The organism is Algoriphagus sp. PAP.12, from assembly GCF_026652115.1.
GTDB lineage: Bacteria > Bacteroidota > Bacteroidia > Cytophagales > Cyclobacteriaceae > Algoriphagus.
This window is the reverse complement of the sequence record NZ_JAPPSQ010000012.1, coordinates 136,768-157,264: the sequence shown is the minus strand read 5'-3', so window position 1 is coordinate 157,264 and position 20,497 is coordinate 136,768. Positions and strand designations below refer to the sequence as shown.

At 40.6% G+C, this 20,497-nt stretch carries 16 protein-coding genes; 7 read left to right on the top strand and 9 right to left on the bottom strand.

Going from position 1 to position 20,497, the window contains the following annotated elements:
• Positions 1–44 precede the first annotated feature (44 nt).
• From O0V13_RS15070 to O0V13_RS15050, 5 genes are all read right to left on the bottom strand, one after another.
• Positions 45–959 (bottom strand): alkaline phosphatase family protein, encoded by a 915-nt coding sequence (locus O0V13_RS15070; protein ID WP_268035794.1) that lies wholly within the window; start codon positions 957–959, stop codon positions 45–47.
• 113 nt (positions 960–1,072) lie between these two features.
• Positions 1,073–3,535 carry a TonB-dependent receptor domain-containing protein gene (locus O0V13_RS15065; protein WP_268035793.1) on the bottom strand — a complete coding sequence of 821 codons (2,463 nt, stop codon included), beginning with the start codon at positions 3,533–3,535 and terminating at the stop codon, positions 1,073–1,075.
• 344 nt (positions 3,536–3,879) lie between these two features.
• Positions 3,880–4,749, bottom strand: coding sequence for a sugar phosphate isomerase/epimerase family protein (locus O0V13_RS15060; RefSeq protein WP_268035792.1), 870 nt, complete (start codon positions 4,747–4,749; stop codon positions 3,880–3,882).
• Positions 4,746–6,449, bottom strand: a complete 1,704-nt coding sequence (locus O0V13_RS15055) for a GMC oxidoreductase (RefSeq protein WP_268035791.1) — start codon at positions 6,447–6,449, stop codon at positions 4,746–4,748. The genes O0V13_RS15060 and O0V13_RS15055 overlap by 4 nt, the downstream gene beginning before the upstream one ends.
• 113 nt (positions 6,450–6,562) lie before the next feature.
• Positions 6,563–7,450 (bottom strand): SMP-30/gluconolactonase/LRE family protein, encoded by an 888-nt coding sequence (locus O0V13_RS15050; RefSeq protein ID WP_268035790.1) that lies wholly within the window; start codon positions 7,448–7,450, stop codon positions 6,563–6,565.
• Positions 7,451–7,581: 131 nt separating this feature from the next.
• Between O0V13_RS15050 and O0V13_RS15045 the strand changes: the two genes are divergently transcribed.
• Complete coding sequence (locus O0V13_RS15045) at positions 7,582–9,021, top strand: sulfatase (protein ID WP_268035789.1); 1,440 nt, start codon at positions 7,582–7,584, stop codon at positions 9,019–9,021.
• On the opposite strand, the gene O0V13_RS15040 is transcribed toward O0V13_RS15045, so the two are convergent.
• Genes O0V13_RS15040 through O0V13_RS15030 form a run of 3 tightly spaced genes read right to left on the bottom strand, consistent with a single transcriptional unit; the run spans position 9,018 to position 11,838 of the window.
• The gene (locus O0V13_RS15040) at positions 9,018–10,247 is read right to left on the bottom strand and encodes a TIM barrel protein (protein WP_268035788.1); all 1,230 of its coding nucleotides are present in this window, start codon (positions 10,245–10,247) and stop codon (positions 9,018–9,020) included. The two genes, O0V13_RS15045 and O0V13_RS15040, sit on opposite strands and share 4 nt — an antisense overlap.
• A 23-nt stretch (positions 10,248–10,270) precedes the next feature.
• Entirely contained in the window at positions 10,271–10,441 is a 171-nt protein-coding gene (locus tag O0V13_RS15035; protein ID WP_268035787.1) for a hypothetical protein, read from the bottom strand.
• Positions 10,438–11,838 carry a purine-cytosine permease family protein gene (locus O0V13_RS15030; protein ID WP_268035786.1) on the bottom strand — a complete coding sequence of 467 codons (1,401 nt, stop codon included), beginning with the start codon at positions 11,836–11,838 and terminating at the stop codon, positions 10,438–10,440. The genes O0V13_RS15035 and O0V13_RS15030 overlap by 4 nt, the downstream gene beginning before the upstream one ends.
• A gap of 142 nt (positions 11,839–11,980) precedes the next feature.
• On the opposite strand from O0V13_RS15030, the gene O0V13_RS15025 reads away from it, so the two are divergent.
• The 6 genes from O0V13_RS15025 to O0V13_RS15000 are packed head-to-tail and all read left to right on the top strand — an operon-like array spanning position 11,981 to position 19,200.
• Positions 11,981–14,101, top strand: a complete 2,121-nt coding sequence (locus tag O0V13_RS15025; RefSeq protein WP_268035785.1) for a bifunctional aldolase/short-chain dehydrogenase — start codon at positions 11,981–11,983, stop codon at positions 14,099–14,101.
• 32 nt (positions 14,102–14,133) lie between these two features.
• Positions 14,134–15,171 carry a GntR family transcriptional regulator gene (locus O0V13_RS15020; RefSeq protein WP_268035784.1) on the top strand — a complete coding sequence of 346 codons (1,038 nt, stop codon included), beginning with the start codon at positions 14,134–14,136 and terminating at the stop codon, positions 15,169–15,171.
• A gap of 15 nt (positions 15,172–15,186) precedes the next feature.
• Positions 15,187–16,521 carry an FGGY-family carbohydrate kinase gene (locus O0V13_RS15015; RefSeq protein WP_268035783.1) on the top strand — a complete coding sequence of 445 codons (1,335 nt, stop codon included), beginning with the start codon at positions 15,187–15,189 and terminating at the stop codon, positions 16,519–16,521.
• Between the two features lie 11 nt (positions 16,522–16,532).
• A complete protein-coding gene (locus tag O0V13_RS15010) occupies positions 16,533–17,288 on the top strand; it encodes a (Fe-S)-binding protein (RefSeq protein ID WP_268035782.1) in 756 nt (251 codons plus the stop codon).
• The gene (locus tag O0V13_RS15005) at positions 17,285–18,643 is read left to right on the top strand and encodes a lactate utilization protein B (RefSeq protein WP_268035781.1); all 1,359 of its coding nucleotides are present in this window, start codon (positions 17,285–17,287) and stop codon (positions 18,641–18,643) included. The genes O0V13_RS15010 and O0V13_RS15005 overlap by 4 nt, the downstream gene beginning before the upstream one ends.
• Positions 18,640–19,200, top strand: a complete 561-nt coding sequence (locus O0V13_RS15000; protein ID WP_268035780.1) for a LutC/YkgG family protein — start codon at positions 18,640–18,642, stop codon at positions 19,198–19,200. Before O0V13_RS15005 ends, O0V13_RS15000 begins: the two co-directional genes overlap by 4 nt.
• Here the strand turns inward: O0V13_RS15000 and O0V13_RS14995 are convergent.
• Positions 19,197–20,492 carry an ATP-binding protein gene (locus O0V13_RS14995; RefSeq protein ID WP_268035779.1) on the bottom strand — a complete coding sequence of 432 codons (1,296 nt, stop codon included), beginning with the start codon at positions 20,490–20,492 and terminating at the stop codon, positions 19,197–19,199. The genes O0V13_RS15000 and O0V13_RS14995 overlap by 4 nt on opposite strands.
• Positions 20,493–20,497: the final 5 nt, after the last annotated feature.

Below are 20,497 nucleotides of genomic sequence, written 5' to 3'. Positions count from 1 at the left end.
TATAAATTAAAAAGGGCTGAATCTTTACTGATTCAGCCCTTTTTCTATTTTACAAATACTCCTGAAGGAACCCTTCCTATCCAGGATTCATAGGGTGATTCGATCCCAAAAATCTTGGAAATCACTACAGCAGTATTCGTATTTGAATTTGGCATAGTTAGCTTTTTACCTTTTTGGATTTTTGGACCGCGAATCATCCAAGGAACCTCCATCTCCGTAACGGAAGTACCCCCATGACCACTTCCAATTCCTCCATGGTCTGTGAAAAGCAAAATATGGGAATCCTCATAAAGACCTCCTTCTTTCAATTTGCCGACGAACTTTCCGATTTGCACATCCAACTCTTCGATCGCGGTGATATATTCATCTGACATCCATTGAAAACTATGTCCCGCATGGTCCACATGAACAGTATACAGAAAGATTAGACTCGGATCATTTTGATTGGCTTTCAAAAATTCAAAAGCAGCCTGATAGTTCTCTGCATAGCCATCATTCTCAGCAAACTTCACCTCATCCAGATAGTTCTGATTGATCGGCTTAATCAAGTTTGCCCAGTTGTAATAATAGGCCGTCTTCGCACTCGGCATTTCATCCTTTAGAACTTTGAAAATAGAAGGAAAGTATCCCTCCTCGTCCATTTCCTGTGGGTCAAGAGGATGATCATTCTTTTCCCAACCATTAGTGAAAACCCCATGCTGCTCTGGACCCGCACCCGTCAAATGACTGGTCCAATTAGGCATAGTCACGGAAGGAATGACTGTACGGGTATTTAAAGAGATCACTCCATCCGCGAATAAACTATCGATATTCGGATGTTTAGCCTGAAGGTATCCCTCAGTCCCAAAACCGTCAATCCCAATTAGGATAACTCTCTCATTGGTTGGTTCACTTTTCTGACAACTTGTAAAGAGCAATGTCAAGCCGAAAGCTAAAAGAGAAAAGGATAAATATTTCATGGAAGGAGAGTTTTTTTCTTATCAGGAAAATAATTTTCACTAAGATAAAAAAAATCAAAACTCAATCCACTCCTCGCTCTATTATCCTTTTGTTACAAAAACTTGAATTCCAATTAAAATTCTTTTACCCCAAACTCACTATTCACAAACTTGGATCTGTTTTTCCGTCCATTGAGCGTATAGGAAAGATTCAGAATCAACATATCCACTTCTTGGATGTAATTAGTTGTGGTATAAAACTCACCTTCCCTCCAAGTGGTGATCCGCTGCTCATTGGTTTTTAGCAATCCCATATCAATATTCTGCCAGACAAAATTAGCAGTCAAGCGGCCTTCCAACCAGGATTTTTTCACAGTCAAAGAAGGGGTATAGAATCGGCTATCCTCTCCCTGAGCTGTCACTCGGTCTGAAAGGTAATTCAAACTGGCTTGGGCAGACCATTTTGGGGAGATTGTAAAAGTTGAGTTGAAATTGATGGAATGCACCCAAGTCTCGGTATCCACGGGTCTATTGTCAAAGCTTCCCTGAATCGAATAATGATACCAATTCAATCCTGCGAAAAGCTTCAACCATCTCGTTGGATATAATTCCGCCCCAACATCTATCCCTGTTGATCTTCCAGTTCCCACATTAGAGTAAATTCGGTTTAGAATCGTGTCATTGTAAACTGTATTCACCCGGTTGACAAGGTTTTTAACTCTGGAATGATAGACATTCGCATAAATAGAATTATCCTTCCAAGTTTTGATTAAGCCGACTTCCACCTGATTGATAAATTCCGGGGCCAATCTAGGATCTCCCTGCTCCAAAGTCTCGCTATGCTCTCGCTCCGGAAAAGGATTCATTTTGAAAGTAGTGGTTCTCTCCACACGTTGACTAAAATTAGCTTTCAATTGCAATTCTTCCTTGAGCTGATAGGCTAGACTAGCACTTAGAAAAGGTCTTATAAAATCATATTTGTAAAGGGTATCCAAAGTTCCAGCCTTATCTTTTAGACTAAGGTCCCGATCCATGGATTCAACTCTCAGCCCCAATCCATAGGTCCATTTTTGTTTTTCCCCATCCAATTGGACATATCCGGAGTGAATGGTTCGAATCAACTCCACATCACTGGAAAACTCCGGAACTAGCTCCCAAACACCAGTTTCATTGTTTTTTCTTTCATACAAAAAATCTCCCGTGTGATCTAGACTTCGAAATTGATACCCTGTTTGCAACTGGCCAATCGGCAAAGATTTGAATTGATAATCCACATTGATCCGGCTTCCGTGAAGCGGATTATCATTGGTATTGTATTCATCTTGCAAGACTTCCTCCACTTCTGGATATCCCAAATTTCTATTGGTGGTAGGACCTCCCAGCAAAGAGTACTCATACAAAAAGGAGGTCATCAACTTTGATCCATTTTCCATCGAAAATGTATAATCTAGACTCCCCAAAGCAAAATCACCGCGACGGTTTTGATCATTGGCATTGAAGTATTGAAAGGTATCCAATCTTGCTCCGTTTACTTCTCGATGGTTGTCAAAATAGAGAATATCTGCAGTACGCATTTTATCTCTCACTCCTCCAAAAAAGCCTAAACTCACGTTATGTTTTTCATTCGGAGAATAGCCTATCGTGAAGCGACCGGAGTAATTCTTTTCATCGATACTTCTTTCACCAGCTGAAGGAAAATAAGTCGTGGTATCCCCATCAATGGTATACACATTGCCTACTCTTCTTCCAGAAACGTCATTACGCTGATAACTTGCTCCCAAAGAAAGATCCCACTTCCCAGAAACCCAGTTTAGATTGAAATCACCTCCATAGCGCTGCGCTTTATCCTTGTTCCCATAATTCTGAAAAGGCGGTGCTCCCAGTTTTCCATTGAATTGCAGATAGAGGCCATCAGCTGCTCCTCTTTTGGTTGTGATATTGATCAGGCCAGCTTTGCCTTCGGAATCATATTTAGCTGAAGGAGATGAAATCCACTCCACTTTTTCAATGCTATTTGCAGGAAGTTGGGCAAGCAACATCATCGGGTCGGTTTGAACAGGCTTTCCGTTCAGCATAACTACAAAACCTGAACTTCCACGGATAGAAAGTGCACCATCAGCATTTATACTGACTCCAGGCAAATTCTTCAAGACATCGGTAGCCGAACCACCTTGAGCGGCTTCAAAATTGTCTGCAGAATAGCTTTGCTTTTCAGCCCGGAATTCGGAGGTGATTTTCTTTCCCTCAACCTGAACTCCTTCTAACTCTTGCTGATCCGAAAGAATCCTCAACAAGCCTAAGTCTAAAATTTGCCCTTTAGCTAATGAAATATTATTGATCGTTTTGGTATAATACCCAACAAAACTCAGATGCAGGTAATAGCTGCCTGCCATGATAGAGTTTAGCACAAAATTCCCTTCCACATCCGTTATGGTTCCATCTATCAACGCGCTATCCTTTGCAGAATAAAGGGCAACTGATGTAAACTCCATAGGGTAATCGGACCCTTCTTCAAGTACTTTCCCTTTAATTGATTGCGCAAAAGCATTGGGAACAACAACCAGACAAACTATAAAAAATGACAAAAGGGCCTTCATGTTTAAAGAATAAGTTTTGCCAAAAATCTAGCTTATTTGGACTATAACAAAACCACTCTTAAAAAAAGAGAATACTATTGGATCCATTTCTCAGGGACTCAAAGCTTTGAATAACTTTATTAACTGGCTTTTGTTCAAAAAAAACTTCTCTATATTAAAATTTACCTCATAAAACCATTAATGAGCCTTTAAATCAAAAAATCACTCCTCATGTAAAAAGAAAAACCTACCCTATATAGCCCCGTTAGGCTAGGTAGGCTTTTGAAGCGAATTCGGTTAATTACACTTCAAAATCAGAGGTTGCAAATGGTGTCTAGCGAAAGCCATTTGCACCTCTGTTTTTTTTAATACCTCAGCGATTTCAAATAGGCTATACTTTTTGGCAAAGCCTCTATCTCGTGATCACCTTCATCTTCGATAAACATATGCTTGATCCCAATTTTATTGGCGGCTTTTAGGATGGCAGGAAAATCAAGTTCTCCCTGACCTAATGGAACGTCATTTTCGGGACCGGTCAGTCCTGTCATATCTTTTGGAGCTCCTTTTCTGAAATCCTTCAAGTGCAACGAAACCCAACGGTCTCCATATTTTTCTAAAAGTCCTGCTGGATCACCTCCTCCAAAATGAGTCCACATCACATCCATTTGAAGGGAGACATATTCCGGATCGGTATTCTCAACAAGGTAGTCAAATAAGGTTCCTTCTTCATAAGGCTGAAATTCATATCCGTGCACATGGTATTTGAATATGATTCCATTTTCTTTCAGGACTTTCCCTCCTTCATTGAATGCCTTGATTGCTCGATCTGCGTTTTCTTTGGAGAAGGCACCACGGTCATGAGGAATCCATGCACACATGACATAACTCGCCCCCAATGCCTTTGCACGATCAGCCACCGCTTGTGGGTCTGACTCCAATTGCTCAAAACCAGTTCCTGTGGATGGAATACTGATCCCTCGATCATTGAGCATTTTTTTGAATTCCTCTGGACTCACTCCTTGTGGAGCTCCACCTTCAAATTCTTTAAAACCCATTTTCTGAATGATATCCAGCGTCGGTTCTACTCCATTTTCCCAATGGTTCCGGAAAGTGTAAGAAGCTATACCCAAGGGTACTTGAAACAAGGGATCACCTTTCTTTTGTGCCTTACTTTCTTTTGGAAGTAGAAAGAGAAAACTCAGCAAAAAGATCAAACTGAAATATTGCTTGTTCATAGATTCATCTTTTTCAATTCATCAACTGCATAATTAGCTGCTCGAGCAGTCAAGGTCATAAACATTAAAGTAGGGTTTTGGGTACTGGTACTTGTCATGCAGGCTCCATCTGAAACAAAAACATTGGGACAGGCATGCATTTGATTGTACTTATTGAGCAAGGAAGTTTTGGAGTCATGTCCCATTCTAACGCCTCCCATTTCATGAATATCTGATCCTGGAGGGTTTCCGGAATCTCTTACCGAAATATTTTTAAAACCCATTTTCTCAAACATCTCTTGCTGCTGCTCCATGAAATCCTTTGTCATTTTATCATCGTTCTCTTTCCACTCCACAGACATGACAATCTTCGGAATTCCATATTTATCTGTTTCGGTTTCACTAAGCCGCATATGATTATCTTCCTCCAGCACCATCTCACCTTGCATCCAGGCAGACATAGTCCAGACTCCATATTCCTTATTCAGTAAATTGTCTCTTAACTGATGCCCTATCATACTTGTATCAGAACCTAACCTTCGACTTCCAGACATTCCTATCGCATAGCCTCTCAGGAAATCAGTGTCTTGTTTGAAAACATTTCTAAATCTTGGAACATAGGCATGTCCAGGATGCTGTCCCTCCTGTGCCTTGTCGAAAAAACCCTCATAGGTAGCAAATCCACCACCACGATAGTTATGACTTCCTAAATACTTGCCCAAAAGCCCATTGTCATTGCCAAGGCCTGCTGGAAATCTGGTGGATTTAGAGTTTAATAAAATTGCGTTTGAATTGATCGTAGAAGCATTTACAAAAATAATCTTGGAAAAAAACTCCATCGCTTCTTTGGTATGTCTATCAATGATTCGGACTCCAATTGCTTTTCCTTTTTCATCATCATAGATAATGGACTCTACCACAGAATTTGGTCTAATCGTCAGATTCCCTGTTTTCTCAGCCCAAGGTAAAGTAGCTGCATTGGAAGAAAAGTAACCTCCATAAACGCAACCTCTATTGCACATATTTTGATGCTGGCATTGATTTCGACCTTGTTGCTTATGAATATCCTGAGGGTTCGTCAGGTGAGCCATTCTCCCCTGGATCAAATGGCGATTCCCATAATGTATCTTCAATTGGTCGGAGTAATACTTTTCAATACAACTCAATTCAAAGCCAGGCTGAACTACCTGATCTGGAAGTTCTGCCAATCCATCTTGACTTCCACAAAAACCAGCAAAGGTCTCAACATGTCCAAACCAAGGCTCTAAATCTTTGTATCTAATCGGCCAATCTACCGCATAGCCATCTCTTGCAGGACCTTCAAAATCGTAATCGGACCATCTCTGAGTTCCACGGGCCCATAAAAGCGACTTACCTCCGACATGATATCCTCGAAACCAGCGAAACGGTTTTTCTTCAATATAGGGTTGTTCATCATCTGCAATGGCCCAATGCATCGTTTCTTCCCTTCCCCATCTTGCGGCACCGACACCAGATCTTTTTTCAATAGGAACAGTTCCTCTAAACTCAAACTCCCAAGGAGCTTTACTGGCTGTAGGATAATCTTCGATATGCCGAACCATTCGCCCTCTTTCCAGAACAAGTGTTTTCAGCCCCTTTTCACAGAGTTCTTTTGCAGCCCAGCCACCACTTGCACCTGATCCGATCACTATTGCATCATAAGTGGTTTCTTTTTTGGCTTTCAAATTTAGATTTGACATGGTCAGATTGGGTATTATGTTTCAGCAAAGAAAAAATCATATTTGACTGATTTCTACCAGTTAATACCATATAAATGGTAGAAAATCGCTTTGAAATAGATCGAATTAATCTGCTACTTGAGAAATATCCTCATCAAGAAAGAATCTGCAGTCATATACAAAAACCTCTCTTCTGGATCAAAGGCACAGTTGGCAGTTGCTTCCCCGGTTAGTATTGTTCCTAAGTGTTTCCCCTCTGGACTAATCACCAAAACTCCTCCAGGACCTGTGGCAAATATTGTCCCTGAAGAATGAACTGTCAATCCATCAGGCAATCCTTTTTTCTCATCGGATTGAAGATGTGTTACATCTAAAATCATTTTACCGCCAATCACATTCCCATTCCCATCCAGATCAAAGGCATAGTATCTGGCTTTTTCAGTGTCTGATTGCCCTATGTATAGCGTTTTTTGATCAGGACTCAAGCCTATTCCATTGGGACGGGAAAGACTATCAATCAGCAAAATCAACTCTCCGTCTGGATCAACTCTGTAAACACCCTGAAAATCCAACTCCTTTTCATCCCAAGGATCCATTCCGTATGGAGGATCTGTAAAAAACAATTGTCCTTTGGAATTATAAATCAAGTCATTGGGGCTATTGAATTTCTTACCTTCATAGGACTGAGCAATAGGCTCAAACTCAGGTTTAGGATCATTCAATGAGGAAAGCATTTTGGCCACCTGTCTTTCGCCATGCTGACACAAAACCAACTCGCCATTTTCATTTAAAATCAAACCATTTGCTCCAGGCTCATTTTTATCGGTTCTCTCACCCAAATATCCAGATGGCTCCAGAAATAGACTGACCCCATTGAGCTCAGTCCATTTCCAGATTTTGTTTTTGGGAACATCTGTGAAAATCAAAGCTTCTTGATCCGGTAGCCAAAGTGGACCCTCCGCCCAATCAAATCCCGCTGCCAAAACCTCCACTTGAGAGTTTTCAGAAAAAAATGATTCCATTTCTGGATCTAAAATTTCAAGGGAATCATCAGATTCTTTTGGGGAGGCACAGGATAGAAGTATGAGAAAAAAAAGGGATTTTGGGTTAAGTTTCATAGATCAGTTGCTTCTTTCACCCAATTTAACTCAAAGTGAATAAGACCACCACCCTTTCGAATAGAAATTTGATTCTTAGACTTTTAGTCTTTTCCTTATTCTCAACCATCACCTCCTCTTTTGCTCAAAACTCTGACCAACCCAACATCATTTTCATTTTGACCGATGACTTGGGCTATACTGATTTACCAGCTTATGGGAATCCTTTTCAAGAAGCCCCAAACCTTGACTTTTTGGCTGAAAATGGATTAAAATTCACTGACGCCTATTCATCAAGCCCCGTTTGTTCTCCTTCACGCGCAGGAATATTGACAGGAATTCATTCTTCTCGATATCACCTTACCAATTTTATTGCGGGAAATAGAAAAGCTGACAGTTTATCCATCGATCCTGCTAATTGGAACCCATTTCTAGAAGGAAAGCAGGTTACTTTAGCAGAGCTATTCAAAGAGAGAGGCTACCAAACTGCCATGATTGGAAAGTGGCATCTTGGAAACAAAGATGATCAAACTCCCTGGGCTCAAGGATTTGATTTCTCAAGAATGATCGGAAAAAATGGTCTCGATTATTACAACTATGGGATTTTCGAGGACAACTATCAGAATATATTTTTGGACTCTGGCAGTTATTATTTGACTGACAAACTCACTGCATATGCTTTAGATTTTTTGGATAAAAAAGAAAGTCAAAAACCCTTTTTCCTCTACCTGAGTTATTCAGCTCCCCATGTATTTGTCGTTCCGAGAGGAGATAAAGTGAGTAAATACCTTCGGAAATACGAGCAGTTTGAGGGAAAGTACAATCCCTATTATGCCGCAATGATTGAGTCTGTGGATGATGGGATAGGAATGATTCTGGATCAACTTAAATCACAAGGCCTGGACAAGAATACATTGATCATTTTCACCTCTGATAATGGAGGAGTGGGCCTACCGGAACTTGGACCAACCCCTACAAATTTGGACCCGTTAAAAAAATGGAAAGGCCATCCCTATGAGGGCGGAATTCGAGTCCCTTTGATTGCATATTGGCCTGACAAAATAAAGAATGGAGTCACTACTTTCCCTACATCAAATCTGGACTTTGCTCCCACATTTGCTGATTTAGCCAACCTAACCCCGCAAGAAGATTGGGACGGTCAATCCTTGGAATTTATTCTTTTTGGCAGCAGATCTCAGGAAAGAAAGGGAGATTTATTCTGGCATTACCCGCATTTTTCCAATCAATTGGGAATGCCTGCAGCGGCTATCAGATCAGGAGACTGGAAACTGGTTTTACATTATGAAAACCAAAAAACAGAGCTCTACAACTTGAAAAATGACTTATCCGAGGAAATTGATCTGAGCTTAGAAAACCCTGCTAAAGCAAAAGAACTATACAGGAAACTTTATGAATGGCTTGAAGAAACAAAGGCCAACCTACCGATATCCAAATCGACAGGTCAGCCCATTATTTTAAGATCTAGGTTGGATTAAAGCCCTGTTGCTTGGGAATTTTTTCCTCTTTGAGAGATAAGCTTCTCACGAATCTTTTCAGTTCTATAATATTCCAATGGAGATTCTACTCCTCCAGCCTGTATTCTTGCCTCCTTAACCAGCGGCCTCACATCCGTCTGGAATGCATCTTGAAGAATCTCTTGAGCTCCTACTGTATCTCCACCCATTTGACATTGGGTCAATTTGCCTCTGTCCACCAATAATGCTTTCGCATAGGCAATAGCAATAGCTTCCAATGCCTGAATCAAATCTTCCAATGGATCTTTGGTGTTATGACTTGCATCTATCATCCAGGAGATACTTTCCCAAGCTTGAGCTTCATCCTCTGCCCCGCCGATCAATTCACAAAAAATCAAGAATAACTGATAAGGCTTAATGCTTCCTGTGCTTAAGTCGTCATCCCCATATTTGCTATCATTGAAGTGGAAGCCTGCCAACATATCCTGATGCATCAAAGTTGCCACGATCTGCTCAATATTGGTATTGGGAAGATGATGTCCCAAATCCACCAAGACTTTAGCTTGATCTCCCAATTGCTTGCAAAGGAATGAAGAAGTCCCCCAATCAGGGATTACAGTATGATAGAAGTTTGGCTCATAAGGCTTGTACTCCAAAAGCAATTTCCAATCTGATGGTAAATCACTATAAATAGACTGAAGAGATTCGGAAGTCCATTGAAGTGATTTTCTAATACTGGCCTGACCTGGGAAATTACTACCATCAGCCAACCAAACTGTCAGACCTTTGCTTCCCAAGCTTTTTCCTATCTCGATTACTTGCTTATTATGATCTACGGCCTGTTGTCGAATTGCGGAATCAGCATTACTCAAAGAACCCATTTTATAGGTCAAATCCTGCCCATAATCTTGAAATGTATTGGAATTCATCGCATCAAAGCTGATTTCCAAACTCTGAGCTTTTTGTTTTATGGCCTCCACGTCTTCAGGAATATCCCAAGGGATATGAAGCGAAACAGCATCAGTCTTTTTGGTCAACTTGGCAAGTAAGCCAATATCTTCTAGTTTTTCTTCCAGATTTCTTGGCTCTCCTCCAATGGAAAATCTACCGAAACGAGTTCCACCAGCACCTAAGGCCCAGCTAGGAACTGCTATTTGAAAAGCTGAAATATTAGAAAGTATATCTGGAACAGATTTTCCTTTATTTTCCAGAATACTGGAAAGCAATTGAAATTCACTTGAAGGCATAAGAAAGGTATTTTAATCTATTATTAGGCTTTTGAATTTACCCAAAATGGTGCAGAAACAAACCACATGAACATTCCGACTCCCATGTAAACTTTGGCAGAATCTAATTCGACACTACCCAGATAAAACATGATCGAAGGAACGATCGTCAAAGCTAAACCAGCGAAAGAAACGATTTTAGTCAGGATTTTCATGCAATTAATTGTTTCTTAATAGGGTATTGAATTCTGGAAAGCACAACAAATATGGCTACCGCAACAAACCACCCCGGTAGACCTAAAAAGAAGATATCCACTCCATAGGAGAAGTTTAGAAACAAACAGAAAGCCAATGTCAATATCCAGGATAAGAAGGCAGGCATACTAAAATTGGTATGTGAATTCAATGCCTGCTCATCTTGAAAACCGAATTTCTTAGAGAAATAAAAATCTGCAAAAATCACTGCCCCCATAGGCATTAATAGTAAACCATATAGAGCAACAAAATCCAATAATCTCATCACTAGAGCAGGAAAGCAAGCTGCTAAACTTGTGATTCCACCTACAATTGCTGTAATCTTCCAAGATGGAACTTTGGGGAAAATCCCCTGAAGAGCCAGACCGGCTCTATAAATCGTAGGATTGGCAGTGGTCCAACCGGCAACAACAACACAAACCGCACCGGCCAAGCCTAAAGTCTGATAGGCAATGGCTCCGGGAGCAAACTCCTGAGATGCGGCATTTGCTTGAAGGAAAACCGCATATAAAATCCCAGAAGCCAACCAGGCCAGAAAGTGGCCCAAATAAACTCCTGCAAAGGTCAGAAAACCGTACTTCCAAGATTTTGCAAATCTCAATATTGTCAAATCCGACATCCCAATATGCATGGCCATGTTACAAAACCAAGCAAAAAAGATGATATGCCATATAGTGAATTTGGTCATTCCAGTCATTGGAACTCCAGTCCAAATCACCTCATTTGCCGTTGCTATCAAGCTATCAAATGAACCTACACCCAATTGAGCCAGACCGACAATCCCTGCCGCGGCAAATATCAAAATCATCCAAGGAGACATGATGTTTGCAAACTTGGAAACTTGAGAATAGCCTTGAATAGCCACCAAAGTTATAATTGCTCCCATCAACAAAACCGTGATTACCCAACCGGATGTTCTTGGCATCCAATCTGTCAAAGTTGGCATTTCTAGGTTAAAAGGAATCCCCACAGCGGTTGCCGAAACAGCAATCATGGAACCAGCTAAAAAGCAAAACATTAGCGCATTTACCAAATTATACCAATTAACTACACCTTTTCCGGCAATCCGTTCTAATTGATAATAAAGTGTAAATCGTTTTTTAACTGCAATTGGAGCTGTGATCAACCCCCAGCTCAAAACCGCCAGCAGATTGCCCAATAAAAGTCCAATAAACAAGTCTCCTGCAGAAACGCCATGCGCTACAAAGAGAGGCCCGATGACAAACTCGGTTCCTGCTGCATGCTCCCCAGCATACATTCCTAAGAAACCCTTGCTACCCTTTAGTCTGTCACCGGGAACTGAATCTCGTTCAAACTCCTCCCTAGCTACTATCTTTTTAAATAATGTATTCTTCATTGAGTGATTTGCAAACAAGGTCTTAACAAACTCCTAATCAACTATCCTGCTCTGTCTCAATAAAAAGCCGTATTTTCAAGACACCACAGGATACACTTTGGGCATATTTCTTACAAATTCGTATAAGCTAAAATACCAAAATATGACGATGAAAACCCAGAACTTTAAACATGTCTCTTACCTCTGGGACGAAAAAGTTGCCAATGAATTAGAAGGAAAAGAAGTAGATCTTTTGATCTATCGATCCAACATTCTCGGTTCAGATTTACGCATTACAAACTATGGAGGGGGAAATACCTCCTGCAAAACCTATGAAAAGGACCCTTTAACTGGCGAAGAGGTAGAAATCATGTGGGTGAAAGGTTCCGGCGGAGACATAGGAACACTTACAAAGGCAGGATTGGCCGGACTTTATGTAAACAAGCTTCGTTCACTTGAGTCTGTATATAGAGGTTTGGAATTCGAAGATGAAATGGTGGAACTTTTCAACCATTGTATCTACGATTTAAAGTCAAAGGCTCCATCTATTGATACGCCTTTGCACTCATTCTTACCTTTCAAGCATATCGATCACCTTCACCCTGATGCGGCTATCGCAATAGCAGCATCTAAGGATGGCGAAAAGATCACCAAAGATCTTTGGAATGGTAGTATTGCTTGGGTTCCATGGCAAAAGCCGGGATTCGATTTGGGACTTCAGCTTCGAGACGCGCTGAATGCAAATCCTGGAATCCGGGGTATTATGCTTGGAGGACACGGCTTATTCACTTGGGGCGATACTGCCTACGAATGCTATATGAATAGCTTGGATGTAATTGAGACGGCATCTAGATATTTGGAAGATCATTATGGAAAAACCCGTCCAGTTTTCGGCGGAGAGAAAGTTCAATCTTTGGCACCTGAGCAAAGAAAAAGTCAAGCAGCTATTCTTGCTCCGATCCTAAGAGGTTTGGCTTCTTCTGAAAAACTGATGGTTGGAACATTCAATGATTCCGACACAGTATTGCAATTCATCAACAGCCATGATCTCAATAAATTAGCTCCAATGGGCACAAGTTGCCCAGATCACTTTTTGAGAACGAAAATTTCTCCTTTGGTATTGGATTTAGCTCCAGATGCTGATTTATCTGATAGTGTAGCCATCAAACAATCCTTCGAAAAAGCTTTTGAAGATTATCGAGCGATGTATGCTTCCTATTACGAAAATCACAAGCACCCGAACAGCCCAGCAATGAGAGATCCTAATCCGGTCATTATCCTTTGGCCTGGTGTTGGTTTGTTTAGCTACGCAAAAGACAAGCAAACTAGCCGCGTTGCAAGTGAATTTTATATCAATGCAATCAATGTAATGCGTGGAGCAGAGGCCGTTTCTGAGTATGTTTCTCTTCCTCTTCAAGAAGCCTTCAATATTGAATACTGGTTGTTAGAAGAAGCAAAACTTCAAAGAATGCCTAAGGAAAAGCCACTTTCGAGAAAAATCGCTTTGGTGACAGGAAGTGCAGGAGGGATTGGAAAAGGCATCGCCGAAAAATTCGTCCAAGAAGGAGCATGCGTGGTTTTGACAGATATCGATGCAGGTAGGCTCGACTCAGCACTAAACGAGTTCACTGGAAAATATGGAAAAGATATCGTTCACGGAGTTCTTTTGGATGTGACCGACACTGATAGCCTAGCAAAAGCTATCCAATCTACTTGTCTGAAATATGGCGGAGTGGACATCATTGTCAACAATGCGGGAATCAGTATTTCCAGAAAATTTGAAGAGCACAGCGATCAAGATTGGGACAGACTCCACAATATTTTGGTGATGGGTCAATACCATGTATCAAAAGCTGGAGTGGATTTGATGAGAAAACAGGGCACTGGAGGCGATGTAGTGAACATTGTAAGTAAAAACGCTTTGGTAGCCGGTCCAAAAAATGTAGCTTATGGTACAACCAAGGCCGCTCAGCTGCACATGTCAAGACTGATGGCAGCGGAATTGGCAGAAGATAAAATCAAAGTCAATGTTGTCAATCCGGACGCAGTGATTGAAAGCTCCAACATCTGGGAAGGTGGATGGGCAGAAAACCGCGCCAAAGCTTACGGAATTGATGTTAAGGACCTGCCACAATATTATGCCAACAGAACACTTCTTAAAGAAAGTGTCAAGGTAGAGGACATTGCCAACGCGGCATTTGCCTTTGTCGGAGGCCTGCTCTCCAAATCAACTGGAAACATGCTCAATGTGGACGGTGGATTGGCAGCAGCATTTCCGAGATAAAAGTACGAGTACCCAAAAACCCAGAATAACCAATGCTTTTAGACAAATCTGAAATGATACATGTAGATTCCCGTACTCCAAAATATCTACAGGTAGTCAACCTGATTTTGGAGGATATAGAAAAGGGAGAGCTGATGGTCGGGGATAGAATCCCTTCAATTAATGAAACAAGTTTTGATCTTTTATTGTCTAGAGACACCGTAGAAAAAGCCTATAACGAATTGAGAGACAGAGGAATTATCACTTCCGTCCGAGGTAAGGGCTTCTATGTGGCTTCTACCAATATGGCCTCAAAATCAAAGGTACTTTTACTATTCAATAAATTGAGCTCCTATAAAAAGCTTATTTACTATTCGATAGTGGAAAGCCTGGGCGATCAAGCTACAGTAGATTTACAGATTCATCACTATAACAAGCGACTATTCGAGGACTTCTTAGAAAGATATATAGGCAAGTACAATTATTATGTACTTGCCCCTCATTTCTTTGATCAAGAAGGCCATCCTGACACTGCCTACGAATTGATCAAAAGAATACCAAAGGACAAGCTTTTGATCATTGACCGGGCGGTAAAAGATCATGAAAATGAATTCCCAGGAATTTATCAGGATTTCAGCAAGGATATATTTGAAGCACTGGAATCTGGAATTTCACATCTAAAAAAGTATGAGCGATTGATACTGGTTTTCCCCAAAGGGGGAATGTATCCTGAGGAAATCATCGATGGATTCAAAAAATTCTGCTTTTTCCATGACTTCAAAAACCTAGTGATAGATGGAATGGATGATGAAGAACCGCTTGAAAATGGAGAGTGCTACATTGTGCTTTCTGAATCCGATTTGGTAAGTGTAGTCAAAAAATCCCGAGAACAGTCCCTTTGTTTAGGTAAAACCATTGGTTTGATTTCTTACAACGATACTCCTTTAAAAGAGATTTTAGCTGAAGGAATCACTACAGTTTCTACAGACTTTGTCAATATGGGAAAATCAATCGCAGAACAAATCCTAGGAAAAGAAGATAGAATCCCAATCAAAAATCCATTTAGGCTAACCATCCGAAAATCTCTATAGAATTAAGCTTTTACCATGCCCAAAATCCCGGTTACTGCTGTTTTTGACATTGGCAAGACCAACAAAAAATTCTTTCTTTTTGATGAATCATTGAATGAAGTTTGGAACACCTACACTCGTCTGGATTCAATACCTGACGAGGATGGTTTCCCTGCCGAACCGGTACTACCAATGAGGGATTGGATGATTGAGACTTTCAAAAAGGCTCTGGAATCCGACCAATTCGAAATCAAAAAATTAAACTTCTCAGGACATGGTGCCTCCTTTGTTCATGTCAATGAAGAAGGAGAGCCAGTCACTCCTCTGTACGATTACCTGAAGCCTTTCCCAGAGGATTTATTAAAAAGCTTCTATGCCCAAAATGGTGGCAAAATGGATTTCTGCAAGCAGACTTCTTCCCCCCCATTGGCAATGCTAAATTCAGGGCTTCAAATTTATTTCATCAAACACTCCAAGCCGGATCTTTACAAAAAGATCAAATACAGCCTTCATCTGCCTCAATACCTGAGTATGATCTTCACAGGTCAAATGGTCTCTGACTATACCAGTATTGGGTGCCACACAGGTTTGTGGGATTTCGAGAAAATGGACTACCATGCGTGGGTAAAAAATGAAGAAATAGACAAGCTACTTCCTCCTATTTTGCCAGGAAACTCTCTTTTGCAAACCAAGGAGGAGTTTGGAAGCATTCCTTGTGGAATAGGCGTTCATGATTCATCCGGAGCACTTCTTCCCTATTTGAGTCAAGAAAGCAATGAATTCGCATTATTATCAACAGGTACTTGGGCTATCAGCATCAATCCTTTCAACAAATCTAAGTTGACCAAAAAGCAATTGAAGCAGGATTGCCTTCAGTTTTTGAGTATTCAAGGTCAGCCAATCAAGATTTCTAGACTCTTCATCGGAGAGGAACACAAGTATCAGATTGATGAAATGTATAGCTTTTGGGAGCTTCCCCAGGGGACCTATAAAAAATTAAAGTTTGACAATAGCCTTTATGAAAAGGCTAAGAATGAGTCAAATAAACGAATCCATTTTCACTACCTAAAGCCGGAGGATTACGATATTCCACAAGCGGCTTGCTCCGATTGGGCAAGTTTTGAGAATTTTGAGTCTGCATATTATAGTTTTATCCACGAGTTGACAGATCTTCAAGTAGCTTCATTGAGCCTTGTTTTAGAGGAATCCAAGGTCAAAAAACTCTACGTGGATGGAGGATTTAATGCAAATGATATTTTCTTATCCATGCTTCGAATCAAACTACCTGCCCTCGAAATTATCCCAAGTGATTTTCCAAATGGATCCGCATTAGGAGCTGCTATGCTAGTGAATTCGAGTTTTGGAAACTAAATTCGAACCCCATGTCAAATCAAACACCCCATGTTGGCCTTTTTATTCCCTGCTACGTGGATCAATTTTATCCAAACGTAGGGATTGCCAGCTTAGAATTACTTGAGAAATTAGGCTGCAAAGTCAGCTATCCTCAAAGTCAAACCTGTTGCGGTCAGCCACTTGCCAATTCTGGATATGAAAGAGATACCATTGGAAGCAGTGAGCATTTCATCAAGACTTTCGGAGATTTCGATTATGTAGTCGCTCCATCTGGAAGTTGCATCATGCACGTGAAAGAACATTTCCCGCCAGAATTCCATGATCAAAATTCTTACAAAGAGCTTCAGGGAAAAGTATATGAATTGACAGAATTCATTACCGATGTTTTGAAAGCTGAAATCAAGGGGAAATTTCCGCACCGAATCGGATATCATTCTTCCTGCCATGGATTAAGAGGACTTCGATTAGGAGCATCTACCGAGTTGAATATTTCTCCATTTAATAAAGCCAAACAATTACTTCAAGGGTTAGATGGATTAGATTGGGTGGAGCTAACCCGCAAAGATGAGTGCTGTGGTTTTGGTGGAACTTTCGCAGTAAGTGAGGAGGCTCTTTCTGTTCAAATGGGTAAAGACCGATTAGCAGATCATTTGGAAAAGAATGTGGAGATCCTTACCGGGGGAGATATGTCCTGCATCATGCACTTGCAGGGGATTTCCTCAAGAAATAAGCAGCCTCTTAAATTCATGCATATTGCCGAAATTCTAAACCAAGCTATTCAATGAGTCACCCATCGAAAGCAGCGGAATTTTTGAAAGATCAAGCCAAAAGTCATTGGCATGATGAGACACTTTGGTTTGTCAGGGATAAAAGAGATAAAATTTCCAAGTCGATCCCTGAGTGGGAAAACTTGAGAACCTTGGCTTCAGGCTTGAAGGATTATGTCCTCAATAATTTGGACTCACTCCTCTTGGATTTTGAGGCAAATGCCAAAAAGAATGGAATCCATGTTCACTGGGCAGTCGATGCCGAAGAACACAATCAAATCGTCCATTCGATACTCGAGAAACATGATTGCAAAGCAATTGTCAAGAGCAAATCGATCCTAACTGAAGAATGCCACCTCAATCCGTATTTGGAAAAAAGAGGTATTGAGGTAGTAGACACTGATTTAGGAGAGCGGATCGTCCAATTCCTTCAGCAACCCCCAAGTCATATTGTCCTTCCGGCGATTCACTTGAAAAAAGCGGATATCTCGAAGATTTTCCATGAAAAACTCCAAACTGAAAAAGGAAATGAAGACCCAACTTATTTGACCCATGCGGCCAGACTTCATTTGAGGGAGAAATTCCTGAAAGCCAAAGTGGCTATCACTGGTGTCAATTTTGGTGTCGCTGAGACAGGAGAATTTGTAGTCTGTACGAATGAAGGAAATGCAGATATGGGAGTACATCTAGCCGATGTACATATTGCCTGCATGGGGATCGAGAAAATCATTCCTCGAAGAAAAGATTTGGGAGTTTTCCTCCGTCTTTTGGCTAGATCTGCTACCGGTCAACCCATCACCAATTACAACTCACATTTTAGAAGTCCTGAACCTGGAAAAGAAATTCATATTGTCCTACTAGACAATGGAAGAACCCGTCAGCTGGCACGGGATAAATTTAAAAACTCCCTAAAATGTATTCGCTGTGGAGCATGCATGAATACTTGTCCCATCTATAGACGAAGTGGCGGATACAGTTATGGCAGTACCGTCCCAGGCCCAATTGGATCAATTTTGTCACCAGGTATTGATGTCAAAAAGTACAGCACTTTACCTTTCGCATCTACCCTTTGCGGTAGTTGCTCTGATGTTTGCCCTGTGAAAATCAACATTCACGAGCAGCTATATGAATGGCGTCAGGAAATCACCAAAGCCAATCCGGATTTGGCTAAAGGCATGAGTATGAAAATGGCGAGTGGAATTTTCACAAGTCCATTGGCCTATAAAATCTCTGGGAGCTTGATGAGAAAATCCTTGAAAGCACTACCAAAATCCATCATTTACAACCCATTGAACGTTTGGGGCAAAGAGAGAGATCTACCAAATCCTCCGAAAGAATCCTTTAAAGAATGGTATAAAAAGAACAGACCATGAGCAGTAGAGATCAGATCATTCAAGCGATTCAAAAAGTAAAACCGGACAACCAAACTCTTCCTGAAATTCCAGAATTCAGAGTTCCAGAGGACTTACTTGCCACATTTATTTTATCCATTGAAGGCAATAAAGGACAGGTGGTTTCTAAAGAAGATTTCAGCTCTTGGTTGAAAGAAAAAGGTTACTCGAAGATTCTTTCTAATTCAGACAGACTGGAAGTTTCAAATCTTCAAATTCTTCCTTCTGATCCTCATGAATTGGCGGAACTGGAGCTGGCTATTTTGGATGGACAATGGGCGTCAGCAGAAAATGGAGCCATTTGGCTGGATGACACTCAGTTAAGATTGAGAGCTATCCCTTTTATCACGGAGCATTTGGTCATAACTATTCCTGAATCGAATATTCTCGGAAATATGCATCAGGCTTATGATAAAATTGGCGCAGCCCATTCCAGTTTTGGTGTTTTCATCGCAGGCCCATCGAAAACAGCAGATATTGAGCAATCATTAGTCATTGGTGCTCATGGAGCAAAAAGTCTAACCGTGGTAATTGTCTAGTAAGTCTTTCTCTCTAGATAAAACACATTTAGATTATCACCTTGGGTTTCAAATCCCAATTTCATTTCCAGTTTATCAGCAATTTTCTTACAAAGGGGGAGGCCCATGCCTGTCCCTTTTTCTTTATTGGTGCCATAGGATGTCCTCACCTTAAACTCAAAAAGCCCATCCCTCAAACTTAATGGAACGGTCGGCCCTTCATTTATTACTTCCCAGCGAATTGACCCATTATTTGAAATGAAATTCAATTCAATCTGCGCACCGTTAGGCGAAAACTTAATAGCATTATCCAGAAAATTCTTGAGGATTATCTTCACTTCATTTGCTTCTATCAGAGCTTCTTTTATCGCACCATTTTCTTTGGCGACAATTACCTGCCCTTTTTGACTAGCCTGAACTTGCATGGTTTGAACCATTTCCTCATTTAGCTTGGCAAAATCTACCTCTTCCTTTGCTATAACACCTTGATCCAGTTCGGTCAAAACCCAACTTAAAGTATTATTCAAAACATTACTGAGATGAAAACTTTGCTTTTTCAACTCCTGAATTATTGTTTCAAAATCACCTTGCTCCAATCCCCCAAGCTCCACTAATTCGACTGTTTGATTGAGAGTAGATATCGGATTTTTTAAATCATGTGACAACAATGCAATCAGCTCATTTTTCTTAGAATTCAATTCTTCCAGTTCGATATTGGCCTTTTTATTCTCTTCCATCACCTTCGTCAATACTTGGTTTTGGCTTTTATACCCATAGATGAAAAGTTGAATCCCCAAAAAAACGAATAAGCTACACCACAAAATGGTAATCACGTGGTCACCAAAACGGACTGTATTATTTGTGTAATTGGATACGATTCTAACACCTCCCAAAAGGTCGGCATACATCAAAGAGATGAAAAATAAGAATGCAAAAATCAGCCAGAAATACTTATACCAGCCATTAAAAAGGATGGTAATCGTCATGACCAACATAAAAATGGTATATATGGTTGGACCATTAAAACCATCATTGTAATAATAATTGAGCGCGATGATGATCAATGCAAAGACCATCATTCCGCTCAAAACAGTTTGATACCTTCCCCATTTCTTCATTAATAGGTATCCAGTGATAAATGGAATGGCAAAAGCAAATTTGAAAAGTACGATTTCTAATTGAAGTCCCATCAATAGGTCTGAGAAACCTAAAAAAATCATTAATGCACTAGATAAAAGAGCAAAAATACGAGTCGTTTTTTCCTGCAATAATTCCAGGGAAATCAAGGACTCCTCTTTAAATAATCTATTCATTTACT